Origin of the sequence: Citrobacter freundii complex sp. CFNIH2, from assembly GCF_002880615.1 — a bacterium.
GTDB lineage: Bacteria > Pseudomonadota > Gammaproteobacteria > Enterobacterales > Enterobacteriaceae > Citrobacter_A > Citrobacter_A amalonaticus_F.
The window spans coordinates 5,000,676-5,021,239 of record NZ_CP025757.1 but is presented as its reverse complement, the minus strand read 5'-3'; the positions used below and the strand labels follow the sequence as shown (position 1 = coordinate 5,021,239).

General features: G+C 51.5%; 16 protein-coding genes. 8 read left to right on the top strand and 8 right to left on the bottom strand.

Annotated elements, in window-relative coordinates:
* Positions 1–3: 3 nt before the first annotated feature.
* Genes WM46_RS24605 through WM46_RS24585 form a run of 5 tightly spaced genes read left to right on the top strand, consistent with a single transcriptional unit; the run spans position 4 to position 6,036 of the window.
* The gene (locus WM46_RS24605; protein WP_102603626.1) at positions 4–2,625 is read left to right on the top strand and encodes a fimbrial biogenesis usher protein; all 2,622 of its coding nucleotides are present in this window, start codon (positions 4–6) and stop codon (positions 2,623–2,625) included.
* A gap of 10 nt (positions 2,626–2,635) precedes the next feature.
* Complete coding sequence (locus WM46_RS24600; protein WP_316245633.1) at positions 2,636–3,163, top strand: fimbrial protein; 528 nt, start codon at positions 2,636–2,638, stop codon at positions 3,161–3,163.
* 12 nt (positions 3,164–3,175) lie between these two features.
* Positions 3,176–3,676, top strand: a complete 501-nt coding sequence (locus WM46_RS24595) for a fimbrial protein (protein ID WP_061075223.1) — start codon at positions 3,176–3,178, stop codon at positions 3,674–3,676.
* Positions 3,677–3,692: 16 nt separating this feature from the next.
* Positions 3,693–4,598 (top strand): fimbrial protein, encoded by a 906-nt coding sequence (locus WM46_RS24590; RefSeq protein WP_061077927.1) that lies wholly within the window; start codon positions 3,693–3,695, stop codon positions 4,596–4,598.
* Positions 4,599–4,614: 16 nt separating this feature from the next.
* A complete protein-coding gene (locus WM46_RS24585; RefSeq protein ID WP_102603624.1) occupies positions 4,615–6,036 on the top strand; it encodes an EAL domain-containing protein in 1,422 nt (473 codons plus the stop codon).
* Here the strand turns inward: WM46_RS24585 and WM46_RS24580 are convergent.
* The 3 genes from WM46_RS24580 to WM46_RS24570 all read right to left on the bottom strand — a co-directional run bounded on the left by WM46_RS24580 (position 6,021) and on the right by WM46_RS24570 (position 10,226).
* The gene (locus tag WM46_RS24580) at positions 6,021–6,932 is read right to left on the bottom strand and encodes a LysR family transcriptional regulator (protein WP_102603623.1); all 912 of its coding nucleotides are present in this window, start codon (positions 6,930–6,932) and stop codon (positions 6,021–6,023) included. The genes WM46_RS24585 and WM46_RS24580 overlap by 16 nt on opposite strands.
* A gap of 110 nt (positions 6,933–7,042) precedes the next feature.
* On the bottom strand, positions 7,043–8,806 hold the full coding sequence (locus tag WM46_RS24575) for a sulfatase (RefSeq protein WP_102603622.1): 1,764 nt from the start codon (positions 8,804–8,806) through the stop codon (positions 7,043–7,045).
* 1 nt (position 8,807) lies between these two features.
* Positions 8,808–10,226 (bottom strand): MFS transporter, encoded by a 1,419-nt coding sequence (locus tag WM46_RS24570; RefSeq protein ID WP_102603621.1) that lies wholly within the window; start codon positions 10,224–10,226, stop codon positions 8,808–8,810.
* A gap of 519 nt (positions 10,227–10,745) precedes the next feature.
* On the opposite strand from WM46_RS24570, the gene WM46_RS24565 reads away from it, so the two are divergent.
* Complete coding sequence (locus WM46_RS24565) at positions 10,746–11,429, top strand: helix-turn-helix transcriptional regulator (protein WP_071887587.1); 684 nt, start codon at positions 10,746–10,748, stop codon at positions 11,427–11,429.
* A 13-nt stretch (positions 11,430–11,442) separates the two neighbouring features.
* Here WM46_RS24565 and WM46_RS24560 read toward each other — a convergent pair whose 3' ends face one another.
* The 3 genes from WM46_RS24560 to WM46_RS24550 all read right to left on the bottom strand — a co-directional run bounded on the left by WM46_RS24560 (position 11,443) and on the right by WM46_RS24550 (position 13,897).
* A complete protein-coding gene (locus tag WM46_RS24560) occupies positions 11,443–12,078 on the bottom strand; it encodes an acyl-homoserine-lactone synthase (RefSeq protein ID WP_061075225.1) in 636 nt (211 codons plus the stop codon).
* A gap of 489 nt (positions 12,079–12,567) precedes the next feature.
* Positions 12,568–12,873, bottom strand: coding sequence for an antibiotic biosynthesis monooxygenase family protein (locus WM46_RS24555; RefSeq protein ID WP_061075226.1), 306 nt, complete (start codon positions 12,871–12,873; stop codon positions 12,568–12,570).
* Between the two features lie 88 nt (positions 12,874–12,961).
* A complete protein-coding gene (locus tag WM46_RS24550) occupies positions 12,962–13,897 on the bottom strand; it encodes a LysR family transcriptional regulator (protein WP_102603620.1) in 936 nt (311 codons plus the stop codon).
* 138 nt (positions 13,898–14,035) lie between these two features.
* Between WM46_RS24550 and WM46_RS24545 the strand changes: the two genes are divergently transcribed.
* Positions 14,036–15,466 (top strand): aspartate ammonia-lyase, encoded by a 1,431-nt coding sequence (locus tag WM46_RS24545; protein ID WP_102603619.1) that lies wholly within the window; start codon positions 14,036–14,038, stop codon positions 15,464–15,466.
* Between the two features lie 111 nt (positions 15,467–15,577).
* Complete coding sequence (locus WM46_RS24540) at positions 15,578–16,876, top strand: anaerobic C4-dicarboxylate transporter (RefSeq protein ID WP_061075229.1); 1,299 nt, start codon at positions 15,578–15,580, stop codon at positions 16,874–16,876.
* A 151-nt stretch (positions 16,877–17,027) separates the two neighbouring features.
* Here the strand turns inward: WM46_RS24540 and WM46_RS24535 are convergent, their stop codons facing one another.
* Both WM46_RS24535 and WM46_RS24530 read right to left on the bottom strand, forming a co-directional pair.
* Complete coding sequence (locus WM46_RS24535) at positions 17,028–18,041, bottom strand: fimbrial protein (protein WP_102603618.1); 1,014 nt, start codon at positions 18,039–18,041, stop codon at positions 17,028–17,030.
* Positions 18,042–18,053: 12 nt separating this feature from the next.
* Positions 18,054–20,555, bottom strand: coding sequence for a fimbria/pilus outer membrane usher protein (locus WM46_RS24530; RefSeq protein WP_102603892.1), 2,502 nt, complete (start codon positions 20,553–20,555; stop codon positions 18,054–18,056).
* Positions 20,556–20,564: the final 9 nt, after the last annotated feature.

Genomic DNA, 20,564 nt, shown 5'->3' with positions numbered 1-20,564 from the left:
ACTATGTCATATCTGAAACCTGGACTCGTCCGTAGGCGGCATTATGCACCACTTTTGTCAGGCGCAATGGCGCAGATCCCCTTTGCCTTTTTGCTTGCCTCACACACATTTTCCGCGCAGGCAGAACTCTATTTTAACCCGCGCTTTCTGGCGGACGATCCGGCTGCCGTCGCGGATCTTTCCGGTTTTGAAAAGGGACATGAGCTCCCCCCCGGCACGTATCGCGTCGATATTTACCTGAACGAGGGGTTCATGACCACCCGCGATGTCACTTTTCATGCCAGCGACAACAGCCGCGAGCTGGTCCCGTGCCTGACGCGTGAACAGCTCGCCGCAATGGGACTGAACACCGCCGCCGTTAGTGGAATGAACGTGCTGGCAGCGGATGCCTGTGTCCCGTTAACGGAAATGATCCCTGACGCCACCACCCGTTTAGACGTGGGTCAGCAGCGGTTGCATCTGACAATTCCTCAGGCCTTTATGGGAAATCAGGCTCGCGGTTATATCCCGCCGGAACGCTGGGATCACGGGATTACCGCTGGCCTACTGAATTACAACTTCACCGGCAACAATGTCCAGAACGACGTCGGCGGCAGCAGCAACTACGCCTATTTAAACCTGCAAAGTGGCCTTAACCTGGGCGCGTGGCGCCTGCGCGACAATACCACCTGGAGCTACAGTAGCGGCGGGAGTTCTTCGAGCAACGAAAACAAATGGCAGCACGTTAATACCTGGCTGGAAAGGGACATCACGCCGTTGCGCTCACGCCTGACGCTCGGCGACAGCTATACCAACGGCGATGTCTTTGACGGCATTAACTTCCGCGGCGCGCAACTCGCTTCTGATGACAATATGCTGCCGGACAGCCAGAAAGGCTTTGCCCCGGTGATCCACGGGATTGCGCGCGGGACGGCGCAGGTCTCCATCAAACAGAATGGCTATGAGATCTATCACAGCACGGTACCACCAGGCCCCTTCAGCATCAGCGACCTCTATGCCGCGGGTAACGGCGGCGATCTGCAGGTTACCATCAAGGAAGCCGACGGGAGCAGCCAGAACTTCACCGTTCCTTACTCCTCGGTCCCGGTGCTGCAACGTGAAGGCCATACCCGCTATGCCGTCACCGCCGGAGAGTACCGTAGCGGTAACGATCAGCAGGAAGAGCCGACCTTTTTTCAGAGCACCTTACTCCACGGCCTCCCGGCTGGCTGGACCCTGTACGGCGGTACGCAACTGGCAGACCGCTACCGCGCCTTCAATCTGGGGGTGGGGAAAAACATGGGGGTGCTGGGAGCGCTGTCGGTGGACGTCACTCAGGCCAATGCCACTCTGCCCGATGACAGCAAACATCAGGGACAGTCGGTGCGTTTCCTTTATAACAAATCACTGAGCGACGTTGGCACGAATATCCAACTGGTGGGCTATCGCTACTCCACACGCGGATATTTTAGTTTTGCCGATACCACTTACCGTCGAATGAGCGGCTATGACGTCGAAACGCAGGATGGCGTTATTCAGGTTCAGCCGAAATTCACGGACTACTACAACCTCGCCTATAACAAGCGCGGCAAGGTGCAGGTGAGCCTGACCCAGCAGTTAGGCCGTACCGCCACGCTCTATCTGAGCGGAAGCCACCAGACTTACTGGGGTACCGACAGCGCCGATGAACAATTGCAGGCCGGTCTGAATACCGCCATCGGCGATATCAACTGGACGCTGAGCTACAGCCTGACCAAAAACGCCTGGCAGGAGGGCCGCGACCAGATGCTGGCTATTAACGTCAATATTCCGTTCAGCCACTGGCTGCGCTCGGACAGTCAGTCCGTCTGGCGACACGCCAGCGCCAGCTACAGCATGTCGAATGACCTCAACGGCCGAATGACTAACCTGGCGGGGCTGTATGGCACCGTGCTGGAAGACAATAACCTCAGCTACAGCGTGCAAACCGGCTATACGGGCGGCGGTGAAGGCAACAGCAGCAGCACTGGCTATGCCACGCTGAACTACCGCGGCGGTTCTGGCAATGCCAACGTCGGTTACAGCCGTAGCGACGGACTCAAACAGTTCTATTACGGGATGAGCGGCGGCGTGCTGGCGCATGCCAACGGCGTCACGCTGAGTCAACCACTCAATGACACGGTCGTGCTGATTAAAGCGCCCGGCGCAGAAGGCGCGAAAGTGGAAAACCAGACCGGAGTACGCACTGACTGGCGTGGTTATGCGGTGCTGCCTTACGCCACCGAGTACCGGGAAAACCGGGTGGCGCTGGATACCAATACGCTCGCCGATAACGTTGATCTGGATGAAGCAGTGGTCAACGTCGTCCCCACGCACGGCGCGATCGTCCGGGCGGAATTCAACGCCCACGTCGGGACGAAACTGCTGATGACGCTCATCCACAACGGCAAGCCGGTACCGTTCGGTGCGATGGTCACCGCCGACAGCAGCCAAAGCAGCAGCATCGTCGCCGATAACGGTCAGGTCTATCTGAGCGGTATGCCGCTGGCTGGCAAAGTTCGGGTGAAATGGGGTGATGGCGCGAACGCCAGCTGTGTGGCGGATTACCGCTTAGCCGCAGAAAACCAACAACCGTTGCTCAGCCAGCTCACGGCGGAATGCCGCTAAGGACATGATGATGAACAAACGTCTTTATCTGCTGGGCGCCGTCTTCTCGCTGGTCAGCGCCAGTACGTTCGCCGCCGACAGCACGATCACGATCAGCGGATACGTCAGGGATAACGCCTGCGCCGTGGCGGGCGAATCGAAAGATTTTACCGTCGATTTACTGGATAACGCCGCTAAACAGTTCAGCCGTATCGGGGCCACCACGCCTGTCGTCCCGTTTCGTATTGTGCTTTCTCCCTGCGGCACGTCGGTCACGGCGGTAAAAGTCGGTTTTATCGGTATTGCCGACAACGATAATACCCACTTATTGAAACTCGACAGCGGGACATCGGCGGCGGCGGGGATGGGAATTGAGATCCTCAACGGACAGCAGACGACGCTGCCGCTGAATGCCGGGTCCGCTACCCTTCCGTGGACGACCCTGACGCCCGGTCAGACCAATACGCTTAACTTTTATGCCCGCCTGATGGCAACGCAGCTCCCCGTCACGCCGGGACACGTCAATGCAACAGCGACATTCACTCTTGAATTTCAGTAAGCGGAGGCTTTGATGAAATGGTTTCAACCCCGGTGGCTACTGGCGGTATTCCTTGCCGCTTCTGCTGTTGTGCAGGCGGCCGACGTGACCATTACCGTGAACGGGAAAGTGGTCGCCAAACCGTGCACGGTGTCGACCACCAATGCCACTGTCGAACTGGGCGATCTCTACACCTTCAGTCTGGTCGCCGCCGGTTCCTCCTCCGCGTGGCACACCGTGGCGCTTGAGCTAAGCAATTGCCCGGTAGGCACCTCGCGTGTCACCGCCAGCTTCAGCGGGACAGCCGACAGCACGGGCTACTACAAAAATCAGGGGACCGCCGGAAATATCCAGCTTGAACTCCAGGATGACAGCGGTAACAGACTGAACACTGGCGCGACAAAATCAGTGGTGGTGGATGACGCCTCACAATCCGCCCGTTTTCCTTTGCAGGTCAGAGCGTTGTCGGTAAACGGCGGTGCAACCCAGGGAACGATCCAGGCGGTGATTAACGTGACCTATACCTATGCATGACCAGGAGAGTATGTTGATGAAAAGAGTCGTAACCCTGTTGACGACACTGTTGCTGATGGGCTGGTCAATCAATGCCTGGTCCTTTGCGTGCAAAACCGCCAGCGGCGCGACCATTCCCATTGGCGGCGGTAGCGCGAACGTCTACGTTGATCTCTCGCCTGCGGTTAACGTCGGGCAAAACCTGGTGGTTGACCTCTCAACGCAGATCTTTTGTCATAACGATTATCCCGAAACCATAACCGATTATGTCACCCTTCAGCAGGGGTCCGCTTACGGCGGCGTGTTATCGAGTTTTTCCGGCTCCGTAAGATACAACGGCTCCAGCTATCCGTTTCCGACCACCAGCGAAACCGCACGGATGATCTATGACTCAAAAGTCGATAAACCGTGGCCGACCGTACTGTATCTGACGCCAATCAGCTCTGCTGGCGGCGTCGCAATAAGTGCCGGAACGCTTATCGCGAAACTCATTCTCCGCCAGACCAACAACAAAAACAGCGATGACTTTCAGTTCGTGTGGAGCATTTATGCGAATAATAGCGTGGTCATTCCGACTGGCGGTTGCGACGTCTCCTCCCGCAACGTGACGGTAACGCTGCCGGACTACCCCGGATCTGAACCCGTTCCGCTGACGGTCTACTGCGCACAGAGCCAAAATCTGACGTATTACCTCTCCGGCACCACCGCAGATTCCGCCAATTCGATCTTCACCAATACCGCGTCGTCTTCGCCCGCGAAGGGCATCGGTGTTCAGCTCACGCGCAACGGTACCATTGTCCCTGCCAACAGCACCGTGTCATTAGGCACGGTCGGTACCTCTGCCGTAAGCCTCGGCTTAACGGCTAACTACGCACGAACCAGCGGACAGGTGACGGCAGGCAATGTTCAGTCAATCATTGGGGTGACGTTTGTTTATCAGTGATGCGGGAAAGCCGGGGATGGACTACATTTTGTCCCCCTGCCCCTGTGCCGCCGAAGGTCTTGCGAGGATGATGCCGCCAGACCGCCAGCCTCTGGTGCTGCTGAGCTCGCCGTCGCTGGATATCTCAACGCTTCCCGTGCTGGCGTCAGCACGCCGGATTGTGGTGTTTCTTCCTGACGATCCCCTTTGGCTACTCACCACGTTGCAGCAGGCGGCGCTTCTGCTGGAACAGGCCACGGCTCCCCTGCCGATGCTGATCCTCAGTCGCTGTCCTGACCGTTGGTTGTGGCACACGCTGGGGCATCTTGTGACGCGTGGCAGTCTGCTGACAGAAATCCGGGCCGTCGCCTCGGATTTACCGACGCACTGCATTGCCGCGCTATTGCGCGGGCACGGGTTGCAGGATATTCCGCCTCTGGGACAACGCGCAGACAACGAGGCGTTGATCTATGGCAAGCCGACAATCGGCCTCAGCAAACCGGAGCTCAACGCCATTCTGGATTTGCTGCACGGATACCCCATCCAGGAACGGGCAAAACAGCGAGGCATCAGCCAAAAGACCCTTTATAATCAGAGAACTTCAGGACTTAAAAAGATGGCGGAACATTTCCCGCAACTGGCGACACACTTTCCTGGCAACCCAGAGACCCGGTTGAACAGAAGCGGTAGTGATGCGTTATCGGCCTTCGAGCGTGAATTCGTCCATGCCATCCATTGTCGACAACTCTTTCCGGTATTTCAACCGATTGTGGACAGCAAACACCGTTTACAAGGAATGGAAATTCTCTCACGCTGGCGGCGCGAGGGCACGGTCCTGCAACCCGGCGCATTCTTGCCGCAAATACGCGCTGAATACGCCTGGCAGGTACTGACCGCGTTTGTTTTGCAGGAAGCGATACAGAAAATCAACCAGCACCCCGGAGAGTTCTATTTCTCACTGAATATCCCTGCCGCCATCGCCAGCCATGAATGCCTTCCACGAATGCTGGAAGCGGCGAAACAGCAACTGGAATCGCCACAGCAAACGGACAGACTGGTGCTGGAATTTGCTGAGACCATCGAGTTCAGCCAAAGAGGCAAAACCGCCGCGAACATCGACAAATTAAAACGGCTCGGCTTTCGTATTATGCTCGATGACTGCTTCTCCCAAGGCAGCGTGATGTTTCCGGTCAGGCAGATCCAGTTTAGCGAATATAAACTGGATATGTGTATTATCAATGAGATGCAACGCGATCCACACGCGCTGGCGCTGATAAAAAGCCTGAACTATTACTGTATGCTGACAGGCAGTCGCTGCGTTGCCGAAGGGGTCGACAGTGAAGAAAAATTTACGATATTGAAAGCATTAGGAATCGATCGCTTTCAGGGATATCTCATCTCCCCGCCGGTAGGCGGGAATATGCTTGAACGGTTTATGGACCGCTACATATCATTCTGATCAAACATACTTTTTGACGAAATGATGGTCTCAATAAATTTTTTCTTATGGTCATACTTCAACACATCATCGATGTACATGATGCCGGTCTCAAAGGAGGGAATGTTCTTCGCCAGATTGAGGTGACACAGCCCACGGTGACGCGCCTCGTCTTCCAGATGTATGGAGAGTGCCAGAATGCATTGCGTCTGTTTCGCCAGCGCAATGGCATTCGATACCGAATAGACTTCAAATCTGACCTTTTCCGGCGGAACAGGACAAAGCAAAGGATCATTAAACTCTTCGTTTTCCGATTCATGCTTAAGAATGACCCACTCACATTGATTAAGCTGCGCTTCGGTGATCTGCGTCACGCGCGCAAGCGGATGATCGCTCGCGCAATACAGAACAAAACGGGTCGTGAAGATAGGAAGGTAATTTATTGCCGCAATTCTGTTTTCCGCGGCGGGTATCGCCCCTAACGCAAGATCGCATTCGCCTTTCAGTAAATGCTGCTGCCCCAGTGTTGTATTACTGTTTTTGATCACCATCCGGATTTGCGGATACAGCCTCACATAGTCCTTCATCAGATGAAATAAGACGCCATGACTCCACGCGTGCCCACATTCGATCACCAGTTGCTGTCTGTGGCTATGCTTTATCGCATCAATACTGAGCAAAGCCTGCTGATAATTACGATCCAACAGGCAGGCATGCTGATACAGACTTTCGCCATAAACCGTTAAGGAAATTTTTTTCCCCTCACGGAACAACAAAGGGATCCCAAGCTCCGATTCGAGTCGTTGCATATTTTGGGTTAGGGTCGGTTGAGAGATAAACAGGCTTTCCGCCGCAGAGGTAAAGGTCTTTTTATCCACCAGCACTTTGAATTGAAAAATTAATTTATGTAAATACATTAGCCTCACCACGGTTTCCGGGATTGATGATTCCTGCCTGATACGTTGCGATGAAGATAGACGGGAGCCCCCGGCAAAATCGGGCTCCCGGATGAGTGAGGCTTGCAGACTCAGTAGGGTTTATTGAACAGCTCGTAAAGTGCCGCCTCATAATCACCGCTGTCATACAGCGCTTTCACCGCCTGCTTTGTGATGCTGCGCTGCCCGGAGACCTTTGCCAGATCCTGAAGGAATTTATCCCCTCCGGGACAGGCCGCTATCTCCAGGAGCAATGTCCGGGTATCCGGATGCATATCAAGACAGGCAAGAGGGCCTAAATACTGCTGCATCACCCGTTGGCGCATTGCATGTTCTTGTCGCACGTACTCCGCGTCAATACGCGCTTCGTCGACGGGGATCCCCAGACGCCGCCATTCATCTTCCGGGGCCTGCGCCTCACGCATTGCCTGCGACAGTTTACGGATAAACAACGCTTCACGTTCAGGATCGCAGAGCGGATGCTCCTGCTTCGCATCGTGGGCTAAATCGAACAGCAGATTGCCGTGCGCATAGGAACTGTAAAAACCGGCGGAACCAGGGACTTTCAGCACTGGCGTCTGACGGGTGAAGACAAAACCAGGATGCAGAGTGGCTTCCTGCAATTCAGCGAGATTAAACATCCTGCGCATGCGCATCGGCATCAGCGTGTACTCGTATAGCGGGGTATTTTCCGGCGTTTGGCTCCCTCTCATATACACATAGCGACCATCGGTAATCGACACATGCGCGCCGAAATAGCCGAAAATAGCCTCTGATTTAATCGGCATTTGTCGCGCTATGACCGGAGACAATGCCTTCCCCGTCATATTGCACGTTTTCTCAATGCCAAACGCCTCCAGCAACGTCACCGCCAGATCGTGCATCTGCGCCAGTTGGGTTCGCGACTCGCCAGCCAGTCGGCTTCTGGGATCCCAAATAAAGAAGGGGACATGAGCAATCTCGTTATACACCGGCATAACGCTTTTCCCCGACCACTCTTTTTCACCAAACATAAAACCGTGGTCAGTATTCACAATCAGCATCGTGTCCTGCCACAGATGATGCGCGTCGAAAAAGTCCAGCACCTGGCCAAGATATTCGTCGCACATCAACATCAGCGCCTGATAATGCTTTTCACCGTTCACTACTTTCTGCGGATTATTGATCCTCTCTGTCGAACTGTATTCCGGCCAGTCGTCAGGGTTATTGACCAGTTCAGGATCGACCATGCGTTTGAAACGATCCGGGACGTAAAAGGGTTCATGCGGGTCAAAACTCTCTATTTGTAATAACCAGTTATCCTGCTGATAGTTTTCCGCCAGGAAGGCCAGTCCGGCCTGATAACAGCGCGCCTGCGGGAAATCTTTCTCTTCACGAATATAGCTACGGTTAATCTGATCGTGCTCGATCATATTACGGCGCAGCGGTTCGGCGTTTTTCCATGAATCCAGTTCACGGGCTCCGTCGAAGCCAATCTTTGCTTTCCAGAGATCCCCCTCCTGCCCGCGCATAAATTCATAACTGCTGTAGCGATTATGGTAGGTCGCCCCGCCATCTTCCCAGTAGTGCTGATGATCGGTAATTAAATGGGAATAGACGCCGTGCTTTTTAATGATTTCAAAAATAGAGTCATCAAAGGGCTCCAGTGGCCCCCAACTGCGATGCAGGAAATTCAGCCGTCCGGTATGCAAATCGCGTCGGGCTGGCATGCAGGGCATTGAGCCAACATAGAAATTATCAAAACGGACGGTTTTCTCCTCCAGCCGTTTAAAATTGGGCAGAGGAAATGCGTCGGCCTGATAAGCCGGGAGCTTATTACGACGCAGGGTATCAAACATCAGCATTACGACTTTCATATTACTCTCCATCCCCGAGCAGTTTCATGCAGATCGCCTGATGATTTTTTTTGTTCAGGGTATAAAAAATCATCGAAAACACTGACAGGAGTTGCCCGCAAACCGGCGTCAGGACCATCAAAATAAGCAGCCCATGTAATGTTCCCGCCGTTTGCGCCTCGGCACCGGGGAGATAACCAATAAGATCAAGGACGCCGCCCAGCACAAAGGCACCCAGCGCAGAACCAAATTTGTTGGAGAACGTTAATGTGGAAGAGGCAATTCCGGCGGCATTCTTTTTCGTTTTCCAGCGTAATTCATCCGCGCAATCAGTGACCATCATCCAGGTAATCAGCGACCCGCCCTGACAAAACGCCATCACGCAGGCGAGTAGTATCAGAGTACAGGTGATATTTTCAGGCGAGAAGGTGAGCCAGAGTATCAGCGAGGGAACCATGGCAATAAAACAGATGATCACAAATGCCGTTTTATTTCCATAGCGAGACACTAACCACTTAACCAGCAGATATATTGATGCGCCAAACAGCATATTCAGTAATGCTCCCGTCGCAACCAGCCTGGTATTGTGTAGGACCCACGTATAAAACTGAACGGTCACCCCGGCAGTAATCGCTAAGGAAAGCGTATTCGCCGAAGAGGCCAACGCCAGACACCCCAGTGAACGACTGCGAAAAGCCAGCGACAGCTGTTTGAAGACGGCCACTACAATATTTTGCTGTTCGCCCGCCGGGTCGGTCTGTAATCCCTTTTCATCTTGCAGAATACGTTGCCAGTTATCCTGTCTACGGGCGCCGTAAGCGCAAATCCAGAATCCCAGCGTGGTCACGACCCCAAATAAAATGCCGAGGTAGTGATAGCTATGAAAATCAACCACCACATTGCCCGTTGCATCCCGGGTCTGGCTGAATGCCGATAAGATATAAATGCCGCCCGCGCTGACGATAAACTGGGCGATAATTCCGGTAAATTGTTTGAATAACACAATATTACTGCGTTCATTGACCTTATCTGTAATGTAGGCCGTTAATGAGTGATACGGAATATTCGACACGGTAGAGACAAGGGAGTAGAGCATATAAACGCAGGCGATATAAACCACCCTGCCCGTCGCAGAGAAATCCGGGGATTCGAAAACCATCCAGGTTGTGAAACCCAGTACCGGCGCTGATGTGATTATCCAGAAGCGGTATTTACCCAGTCGCGTTCGGGTTCTGTCGCCAATCGCGCCCATCACCGGATCGATAAATGCATCAATCCCCCGTGCGGCAAGCGTGATGGCGCCCACCGTGGCCGGATTCACACCATAGACATCAGAAGCATAGGTAATAAAGAAAACCAGCATCGCGTAAAAACTGAGGTTGGAGGCAAACCCTCCTCCCATCGCGTAGCAGAGTTTGTCAGAGACCGTCAGACGTTCCATTTTATTGTCCTTGTATTTTGTATGGCCCCCCTATTGTGAAAAAAGAGTGACTCAGGACGACAATTGTTTGCATCCTGAACCTATAGTAAAAACCTATAATCCCCCGCGCCTGTACATCGCGTTGATAAATAATATTTTGTAAACATTCAGTTTTTATTCCGCTGCCGTAACCGACGTTGATTCAACGCGCCCCTGGACAATATTCATATTTGTGACCCTGGTTCAATTTCCGACACCGACAGTGCGGGCGACGCAATGGCCTGACATTTGCCCACACACTCCGTCTTTACGCTCCTCTGTTCGTGATGTCTGGCATCCGATGTTGCCGCCAGGTTCAACGAACCTTCGAGGCCAACCTGACGGTCATCCCGTAAACCTCAGCCCTGGCGTTTTGATACAGAATTTGTCATAAGGACAGGAAATATCGACTGTTGTGGGGTAAGTCCATTTTGTCAGGTAACGAGGCAGGCTATACTCTTTCAAACACTCATCTCAGAGGCAGCAACTGGCGTGAAGGATATGTATTACAACGATGAAGGGATCAATGCGTTAATCCAGAATGAACTGAATGCGTTCATTAAGGACTACAAAAATACGATCTACGCATATGCGATTATGAACAAAAAAGATCCCTCGCAAATGCAGATTATCAATAATAATCCTGAGTGGTTTAACATCTATCTTGAAAGAAAATACCAGTTTATTGACCCTGTCATTATTAGGGCTTTAAGTAGTGTTGAAGATTTTTTCTGGGAGAACAAGGTGCTGCTGGCAAGCGGTTATAATCTGACGCGCATTTTCAGTGAAAGTTCTGAACACAATATTTATCAGGGTCAGACGTTTCCCCTGCATGACTATCTGAATAATCTTGTCGTATTGTCCATCATCAGCCAGAAGGATTCGGGGATTGAGATGGAAGCCTGCCGCGCGCATTTCATGCATTTTCTCATTCAGTTACATCAGAAGACCCTTAATCTCTACAGTAAAGTGCATCAGAAAAAGAACGTGTTTTTGTCACCGCGCGAACGACAAATTTTGAAGTGGGTCAGTGCGGGTAAAACATATGCCGAAGTCTCGGTTATATTGTCAATTGCAGAGCGCACCGTGAAATTTCATATGAGCAATGCAATGAAAAAGCTGGGCGTGAACAACGCCAGACATGCGGTAAAACTCGGAATGGAGCTCAGATTACTGGATAACTGAACTCCGTGCGGGATTACAGACGGCGAAGTTGTTGAAGTATCTCACGGAGCCAGTGGCTGGACTTATCTTTGCTGATGATGCTTTCAATTGCGCTTTCAGTTGCCGGCATAAAAATATAGTAGATAGTTTCACCTTTCTCAGAAAGACCTTTCTGAATCACGTCAATTTTCCAGTGCGCATGACGGAAAATGGCATACATACCGCGACTGGCAACGGCGAACATTCCCCGATACTGTTTCTTCATGCAATAGACGATCATTGCCAGAAACAGTGCCTTACTGGCGGGCATCCCGCGAAGGTTTCCGGAATCACGTCTCGCTTTATCTAAAAACAGGCGGCTCACTTCGCAACAGGGAATATCCGTAGGGAGAGTGATATTATCGAAGTACTCATGGAATATTTCGCTGATCATCGTCGGTTGCGTGGCATCGATAAATCGGGCGCCACACAGGATTTCTCCCTCATGCATCCCTAACAGATAAGTCGTGTTTTCGTTATCAAATTGATCCTTTTCCAGGCCATCAGTACATTCCACTTTCCAGTCGAGCCGCTCACGAAATGTTCGATTTCTCAGGCGGTAGAGTTCAGTGGCAAAACCTGACGGCAACTCATCGCGATCAAGCAAAAAAAACTCAACAAAAGAGTTCATTTATTCATTCCTGATAATAACATTCCGAAATTATTATCCCCTGTCTTTTAGGACAGCTTTTTTTCAGGTCGGGTCTTCCTTATACTTAAAAAATACCTGACTAATAGCGCTCGCGGCACATACTAGTCAGGCGGTCAAAGACCAACGTAACACCAGGGATAAATCCACCCGAGATTATCTAACATTTAAACTCCCGGGTACAGAATGCAATAAGCACTTAATCACTAAAAAACTATTAAAATACGACAAATATCAAATATTTCACCTTATTATATTGCCCCTTGTATTTTCAAGGGGTAATATTTAAGGTTGAGTTAACTATTAAGCTCAATGCTGTACCTCGCTCGCTCCCATCCTTTAACATCACGCGCCGTTTTCTCTTTCTGCCCCTCTACATCCGTCCTTATTTCTCTCTTGTAAGAGAATAGTCCTGTTTGCAGAGATGGCGTGAGATCGCCGGAAGTCACGCTTCCTAAAGACGTACGAATGTTATCCTTCAGATGAATAATCTCGCAGAACGCGCGCAACGCGGATGCGGTAAAAAGAGAATATCGACTCACGTCCTTCCCTTTGCGCTGCCCGGTGTTTCATGTTGCTCTTCCACACGGCGACGGCGTCTTCACTCTCCCACCAGGAAAGCGATAAAATCTTCCCTTCCGTACTCAGGCTTTTAAAACGCTCAATCGAAATGAAGCCCTCAATATTAACGAGTTCGTTCCTGAGTTCAGCCGCAAGCTGTAAATATCGCGCCTGCTGAGTCGGTACCGCATCCGCTTCAAAAATCACCGCTATCATAACAACCTCCTGGGTTAGCACTTCCGCCACTTTAGCGGTAAGTACCGGGCAATACTTCGCTGAATACCGAATAATGCATGGTTGGGGATCATGACGGCACATCCGCATCGAGCTTACTGTAGAACCCCTGTTCCAGTTTCGTTTCCAGTATCGACTGGACCTCAATCGCCAGGTTTTTATAGAACTCCGACAGTTCATCGTCCTTACAGAGCAGGACAATTTTGCGGCGTTCTTTGCGATTGTTGATCCGGATGATCTTCAGCGAGTCCGTAAAGGCGGGAAGAGTGGTAATAAACAGCGGCGTGGTCAGCGTCCATCCGTAGCCGCAGGAAATTAATTTCAGAATGTCATCAGCATTATCCATTTCAAACTGGATGGACGGAGACAAGTTATTCCATTTCAGCCAGTTGAGCGTCTGGATGCCGGTCGGTGTATTGCGGGTATAGGCGATGTAGTCCCTGTTTTTACACAACTCTTCCAGTCGCGTTTCCGGCCAGGCTTTGGGGCAAACGCACAGAAACTCCTCCTCAATCAGCGGGTACATTCTGACATTAGGCGGCATCTCGGTATGCAGCATCGTGATGGCCAGGTTAATGCTGCCCGTATTCAGTGCGGAAAGCAGCCCCGATGCTGTACCGGTCACCTGGAAAATATGTTTCACCTGCGGTTGCAGGAAGGTCAGAATATCCAGGCCGATAGATTTACCGATCGAATCAACAAAGCCGATTTTCAAATGTGAAATATGCCCGTGACTGATCGCGTTGATATGTTCCTGCAGATAGACACCGCTATCGATAATCTTTTTTCCCAGCGGGTACAGCGCCTGTCCGGCTATCGTCATCTGAATGGGTCGCTGTGAGCGGTTAATCACTTCAGTCTTTAAGCCATTTTCCAGATTCGCGATCTGCTGAGAAATCGAGGATTGAGTCAGGTTGAGTTTCTTTGCCGCAGCGGTAAATGACCCTGTCTCAATCACCGCTAAAAACGCCTGTAACTGCTTAAAATCGAAGTTAATATCCTTCATTACCGCCTCTACTATTACATTTTTTAATAATGAGTATTTATCTTTTCAATGCTTTTTTTTCTTTGAGCCACTTCAAATTATCCGTACTGCCAGCCAATTAAGGTAGCGATACACCTTAATACAGGAAGAGACATAACGATGCGTGAAGAAAAGGATCTATTAGGAACGTTAATGGTGCCGAAGGAAGCCTACTACGGTATTCAAACGCAACGGGCGGTACTGAACTTTTCAGTTTCGGGAAAAACGGCCGGGGATATTCCGCATTTTCTGTGGTCGATCGCCGCGATAAAACAGGCGGCCGCTCAGGCCAACGCCCAAATTGGCGCGTTGGATCAGCAGAAAGCCGCCGTCATCGTGACGGCATCGCAGGAGGTGATGAACGGCGATTTTGACGCCCATTTCCCGATTGATATTTTTCAGGGCGGCGGCGGCACCTCGACCAACATGAACATGAATGAAGTGGTGGCTAACCGTGCGAATGAACTGCTCACTGGCGTACGGGGATATGATGCGATTCATCCAAATACGCACGTCAATATGGGGCAGTCGACCAACGACGTCATTCCTGCGGCGATGAAAATGACCAGCCGCGTGAATATCAAGCATTTGCTGGCGCAACTGGAAAAACTGGAAGCCGTATTAGCGGATAAAAGCCATCTGTTTGCCGACAAAGTGAAATTAGGCCGCACCTGCTTACAGGATGCGGTGCCAATGACGTTTGGCCAACAGTTTGGCGCCTATCGCACACAGGTCAACCGGCTCAGGGAAAAACTGGCCGAGGTCAACGAGGAGGCGCTGTGCTTACCGCTGGGGGCGACGGCGATTGGCACGGGGTTGTCCACCCATGAGGGTTATCTTCCGGCGGTGTATCAATGGCTGGAGACCCTCACTGGCGAGCAATATCGCCCGGAAGCGGACTTCTTCGATGGTCTGCAACACGGTGATTTCTACATTGAATTCTCCGCGCAGCTCAAGAAAATCGCCGCCTTTCTCTCTAAAATGGCGACCGATTTTCGTATTCAGGGTTCAGGACCGCGCGCCGGTTTTAATGAAATTATTGTTCCTGCCGTGCAACCGGGTTCGTCCATCATGCCGGGCAAAATTAACCCGGTCATGCCCGAACTGATGAATCAAATTGCGTATCAGGTTATCGGTAATGACGTCACAGTGACCATGGCGGTTGAGGGCGGCGAGCTTGACCTGAACGTGTGGGAACCGGTGCTGCTGAAGGCGCTCTTCGAATCCTGTTCATTACTGAGCCGGGGGATACCGCTGTTCATCGATAAATGTCTGAAAGATATCGCGATAAATGAAGAAGTGAGTGCTCGCTACGCAGAGGAAAGTACGGCGCTGGCCACCGTCGTGGCAACCCTGTTTGGCTATCAGGTGGGATCGCGAATTGCAAAAGCCGCGTACCAACAGCAGTGCAGCGTAAGGCAGGTCGTGCTGGCAGAAAAATTGCTGACGCCGGAACAGGCGGATTATCTGCTTGATCCGATGAACATGACCGACCCGCAAAAGAGTACGGCAGCGATTAAACGCTATCAAACAGAAATGAATATGTCGTAATCATCTGTTATCGAGAAATAAGCGTTAATTGCAGGTAATGAATATTTCCTGTTCATTACCTCGCCCTCTCGTTGCCGATAAATAAAATATAACAAAGAGCAGGTTAATTATATGGTGATATTACATGTCGTTTTATTGCTGGGAACCATCATGCTTGCCGCCCGCTGGGGTGGAATTGGCGTCGGGTTTGCCGGCGGGATCGGATTAGCGATTTCGGTATTTATTTTTGGCGTTCCGGCAGGTTCTCCGCCTGTCGACGTGATGCTCATTATTCTGTCCACCATTGTGGCGCTCTCAGCCATGCAACAGGCTGGCGGAATGGATTATCTCGTCACCTTGACCGAAAAATTACTGCGCCATAATCCAGGCTATCTTAATATTCTTGCCCCCACCGTAACGTTTATTCTGACGGTACTGTCCGGTACCGGTTATACCGCCATGTCGGTGATGAACGTGATTCAGGAAGTGGCGAAAGACAACGGTATCCGGCCCAGCCAGCCGTTAAGCTCTGCGGTTGTGGCTTCGCAACTCGGGATTACCGCCTCCCCGATCTCTGCCGCCACGGCGATTATGTACGGCACCGTTGAGGTGATGGGCGTGAGCTTCGGCGATGCAATGCTGATTATCCTGCCCACGGCGTTATTTGCCATGCTGATCGCGGCATTCATTGCCAGCAGACAAGGCGCCAAACTGGCCGACGATCCTGTGTGTCAAAAAATCATGCAGGAAAATAAAATTGTGCTGAATAAACATGCCAGCCGCCCTATTCCCGCCGGAGCAAAATCCTCGGTCGCCATATTTCTGGTGGGAGTGGTCTTCGTAGTCTGTATGTTGCTGTTTAAATCCCTGATTGGGCATACTATCAATTCCCGCGACTTAATCATTATTACGATGTTTGTCGTGTCCACGATCATTATTTTTACCTGCAAGCTGGACATGAAAGAGCTGAAGAACTCACCGATATTTAAATCCGGCGCGGAATCACTGGTGGTGGTATTAGGGATTGTCTGGCTGAGCAGCACGCTGATCGGTGCCCATATTGATGAGATCAAAATGGAAGCCAGTGATATATTACGCGCCTGGCCGTTCTTACTGGCGGCGGTATTTTTCTGTACCAGCGCCATGCTGTTTAGCCAGGGGGCAACCAGCGCATTACTGATGCCTATCGCCGCCTCCATCGGAATTAGCCCGGAGGCAATATTAGCCAGTTTTGTCGCGGTCAGCGCACTCTATATCACCAATATTTATCCGACAACCGCGTTTGCGATTGCCACTGATGACACGGGTTCATTTCTCAGTTCCCGCTGGAATGGCTCAAAGATCGTTAATCATCCCTTCTTCCTGCCGGGATGTTTGTCGATTATCTTCTCAGTACCATTTGGCTTTTTACTGGCACAGATGATTTTGTAATGGCGAAGACAGAACAGACCTGCCGTTGACGGCTTTCTCTTTCACCTCACGGCATCACAAACGTAGCCGCAGTAAATATGTCGTGATAAACAGCAGAACAGGTTGACGTTAACCTGTTCTGCTGTTCATCCACATGTGAGTTATTCGGCAACTACTGGTATGTCATCGTAAAAGACAGTACGCCGTTCGCCGCCCCTGTGGTGATATGATCGCCCGTCTGGTAGTAACGCGCCTTAAGCGGTACCGTGAACCCGCCCCCTGTGCTCGATGTCCCAACCGCCACATCGGAGCCCAACCTCATCGGCTGGTTGTTATAAAGCAGTTGGATCCCGACTCCTGTAGCGGCGTTACTCCCGCTGGTCGTATTGATGACGCCTTTCGTTGCGTCATTAATATCGCCTTCCATCCTGACGCTGACGGCGGTTCCGGCATTGCAGGTCATCGGCAAATTGAATGACTGGGTATATGCCTCTCCCGGCGTCGTTCCTTTGCCATTAAAGGCATTTTTATCAACCTCTTTCATATCGACAGGGATGGATGCCGTGGTCAGTTTGCAGGCTGGCGTGGTCACCGTGAACGCATTGATATTGACTGCGGCTTCTGGGGATTGCCAGAGCAGCGAGTTATTCAGCAATATCAACGACCCCACCGTTCTTGCCGATATCGTACCAGAACCGGTCTCCGTCGCCGTTTTATAGAACGTCACCGTGACGGAACCATTCAATCCGGGGCTTATCATTCCCGTGGTATTTTGACAAAGCCTGGCGGTGTTACTATCGCCCCGAATCGTATTCGCCCCTGTCACGGCGGCATTCCCTCCGGCGCACTTTGCCGTCGAGCCGGAAATCGCATAGCCAATACCGTCAACGTTGGTTTTATAGACCCGAACCCCATTGACCATTGAATCGAAGGTACCTATCGCCTTTACGCCAAACGTTTGATTGGAAATGACCCCTTCCGCTGAATCAAAACAACTGAACGCATTCACTGTCGGCGTCATTATCTGCGTACCAATAACGGCCCCCACCGGCAGATCCCTAGAGATAGTGATATTCTGCGGCGATAAGGTTGTTGATGGCGTGACCGTCGAACAATCCCACGCCAGCGCAGTACGTGAAAACAGTCCCAGAGCCACCCACAATAAACTCACTATAATTCGATTCATCTTACTCTCCACTTACCTGCACTCCGCGGTGACGTTATGCGTTTTGTCAGAAGCCTGCGCAATCTGATAATTTGCCAGACAACTTTCCCCAGCCCAGTTCACCACCACGGAGCCTTTTTCCGGTGCGCCGCTAAACCAGACTCGCTGACGATCGTCAACAATCCCTTCTGGCGTATTGTCGCGATGGTTAATTGTTGCCGTCGCCCCAAACGGAATCGTTTTGCCCGTCAATTGCAGCAGGATTCGGTAGCCGGTAACGGTCGGGAAATCGGCCAACGTCAGCGCGCCTTTTGTTGGTACGACGGTCTGCGTGTCATTCAACACATCCGTATTGTTGTTCAACCTGTCGGTATTTAGCGTCAGACTGTTCTGTCGATATGGCGCAACGTACGGCACAACGGCAAAACCTTTACTGTCTGTGTAAATGCCGCTGTTATTCGCCACTTTCACATCAGCGGCATTCTCGGCCTTCACCAACGCCATTGTCTCGCCAAGAGGTTGAGTCGCGGAGACGCCATACGGATGAACCACCAGTCCCCCCATTGCGCCAACCGAGACCTGACGATTATCGCGAGAGTAGTTATAACCAAGCTGATATTCACCATGACGGCCCTTATAATTCGCCGACGCACTGCCCGTCACATCTGACCCCTTACTGTTGTATCCCTGCTGTACGTTCCAGCTCAGATTTCTGTCTTCCAGCGCGGAACCGGACAGCCCAACCTGTGAAGTGGCGTCGCCTTTTTTATTCGCGTTTGCCGATAGCGTCATCCAGCTATTTGGCAAGAAACGTGAGAATGGAATCTGCATCGTAAAAGAGACGATATGATCGTTGTCGTTGTGCCAGGGACCACGGGAATAGCTATAGTTCAGGCCATAATTAATATTGTTAATACTGGTGTTGTAACCCAGGCTGACGTTACGCTCGGTATCACCGCCCCAATAGTCCTGGTGCCAGGCCGAAAGGTTGATATTCCCGAAATCGCCAAGCTGCTGGTTCAATGTCACCTGTGCCTTACTGCGTTTGTTACGCTGATAACGCCAGTCATTGCCTTCCAGAACGTTATCGCTCGCCATCCGGTATTTATTGACATCACCATTCGCTTCCTGAAAATCATGAAAGCCGGAAGAGGAATACCGATACCCCATCAGACTCAGCGAAGTGCCCGTGGATGAAAAATCTTTGGCATACTGCGCGCGAAGCGAGATACCGCCTTCCGTTTTACCTGGCATCTGCGTATGGGCAAAGGTGGTGTCAAAAGAGAACGAACCGAAATCACCCAATCCTTTGCCGATCCCAATAGCCCCTGCCTGGTAATCCCCCGACGCCAGCGTGCCGCCATAAATCGTGGTGTCCCACGGCAACCCGTAGCTCATTGTGGCCTGAAGAAAATCCGGTTCCTTATCCGTACTGTTTGATGCACGATATTTCCCCACTGCCAGCGCATATTTAAACTGGCCCTCACGCTGCATGATCGGTACAGCCGAAAATGGCTGAATAAACTGATGCACCGAACCATCGGCTTCACGCACCACCACGGTAAGATCACCGCTGGCGGCCGTAGGATAAAGATCATCAATCACAAACGGGCCTGGCGGTACATAAGACTGCCAGATAATATTCCCGCCCTGACGAATGGTGACTTGTGCGTTACTTTGCGCAATACCACGGACCACAGGCGCAAACCCCCGAACGCTTTCCGGCAACATGGTGTCATCCGAATAAATTTGCGCGCCACGGAAGTGAACGCTGTCGAATACACCTGCCTGCGTATAACCATCCCCCATACTGAACTGGCTTTTCAGCACTTTAATATCACGCTCCAGTGAAGTGCTGAGGGTATTCCAGTGCCCGTCCCCTTCGTTATTGTTATATGTTGAGTAATTCCGCAACCGCCAGGGACCGACGTTAATCCCACTACGCAGGTTCAGATAGCTGTCATTACGCGAATCGCCCTTGCCATGGCTGTTGGCAGCAGAGAAGTTATAATTCAGGAACAGCATATTCAGTCCGTCGTCCCACTGTTCCGGTGCAACGGAGCCGCGTGGATCGCGCTGCATATATTCTTGCGGCACCGAAATATCCAGACGCATGCCATCAAATTGAAAATTGAGCTGGCTCCCGGGGAGTAACGCCCCCATATTATCGATGGTTGCGGAATCCTCCATACTCATCCAGTCAGGCTGTGCGTTACGCTTCACACCCCATTTCACGAAATCGGCGTAGGTTAACGATGGGGACAATTCACTCTCTTTACCCAGAAAGCTGATATCACGAGATTCGATATAATTTCCGTTCAGATAGACATCAACGTGATAAACACCGGGAACCTGTCCGTCAGTTTTGCTGAAACGAGAGATATCAATATCACGCGGAATATTCCCTCTGGTTTCAATAAAATCGGGTGAAAAATAATCCTCAGCCAACACGGTTGACGCATGTGTAAACAGAGAAACCAGGACTGATAATTTCGTTAACGTTGCAAAACCTGAAACCGTATTGAGCTGGAGCATAAGCATTTA

Coding starts and splice junctions, on each gene's coding strand:
- WM46_RS24605 (WP_102603626.1), top strand. CDS start 4: ATGTCATATCTGAAACCTGGACTCGTCCGTAGGCGGCATTATGCACCA.
- WM46_RS24600 (WP_316245633.1), top strand. CDS start 2,636: ATGAACAAACGTCTTTATCTGCTGGGCGCCGTCTTCTCGCTGGTCAGC.
- WM46_RS24595 (WP_061075223.1), top strand. CDS start 3,176: ATGAAATGGTTTCAACCCCGGTGGCTACTGGCGGTATTCCTTGCCGCT.
- WM46_RS24590 (WP_061077927.1), top strand. CDS start 3,693: ATGAAAAGAGTCGTAACCCTGTTGACGACACTGTTGCTGATGGGCTGG.
- WM46_RS24585 (WP_102603624.1), top strand. CDS start 4,615: ATGGACTACATTTTGTCCCCCTGCCCCTGTGCCGCCGAAGGTCTTGCG.
- WM46_RS24580 (WP_102603623.1), bottom strand. CDS start 6,932: ATGTATTTACATAAATTAATTTTTCAATTCAAAGTGCTGGTGGATAAA.
- WM46_RS24575 (WP_102603622.1), bottom strand. CDS start 8,806: ATGAAAGTCGTAATGCTGATGTTTGATACCCTGCGTCGTAATAAGCTC.
- WM46_RS24570 (WP_102603621.1), bottom strand. CDS start 10,226: ATGGAACGTCTGACGGTCTCTGACAAACTCTGCTACGCGATGGGAGGA.
- WM46_RS24565 (WP_071887587.1), top strand. CDS start 10,746: ATGTATTACAACGATGAAGGGATCAATGCGTTAATCCAGAATGAACTG.
- WM46_RS24560 (WP_061075225.1), bottom strand. CDS start 12,078: ATGAACTCTTTTGTTGAGTTTTTTTTGCTTGATCGCGATGAGTTGCCG.
- WM46_RS24555 (WP_061075226.1), bottom strand. CDS start 12,873: ATGATAGCGGTGATTTTTGAAGCGGATGCGGTACCGACTCAGCAGGCG.
- WM46_RS24550 (WP_102603620.1), bottom strand. CDS start 13,897: ATGAAGGATATTAACTTCGATTTTAAGCAGTTACAGGCGTTTTTAGCG.
- WM46_RS24545 (WP_102603619.1), top strand. CDS start 14,036: ATGCGTGAAGAAAAGGATCTATTAGGAACGTTAATGGTGCCGAAGGAA.
- WM46_RS24540 (WP_061075229.1), top strand. CDS start 15,578: ATGGTGATATTACATGTCGTTTTATTGCTGGGAACCATCATGCTTGCC.
- WM46_RS24535 (WP_102603618.1), bottom strand. CDS start 18,041: ATGAATCGAATTATAGTGAGTTTATTGTGGGTGGCTCTGGGACTGTTT.
- WM46_RS24530 (WP_102603892.1), bottom strand. CDS start 20,555: ATGCTCCAGCTCAATACGGTTTCAGGTTTTGCAACGTTAACGAAATTA.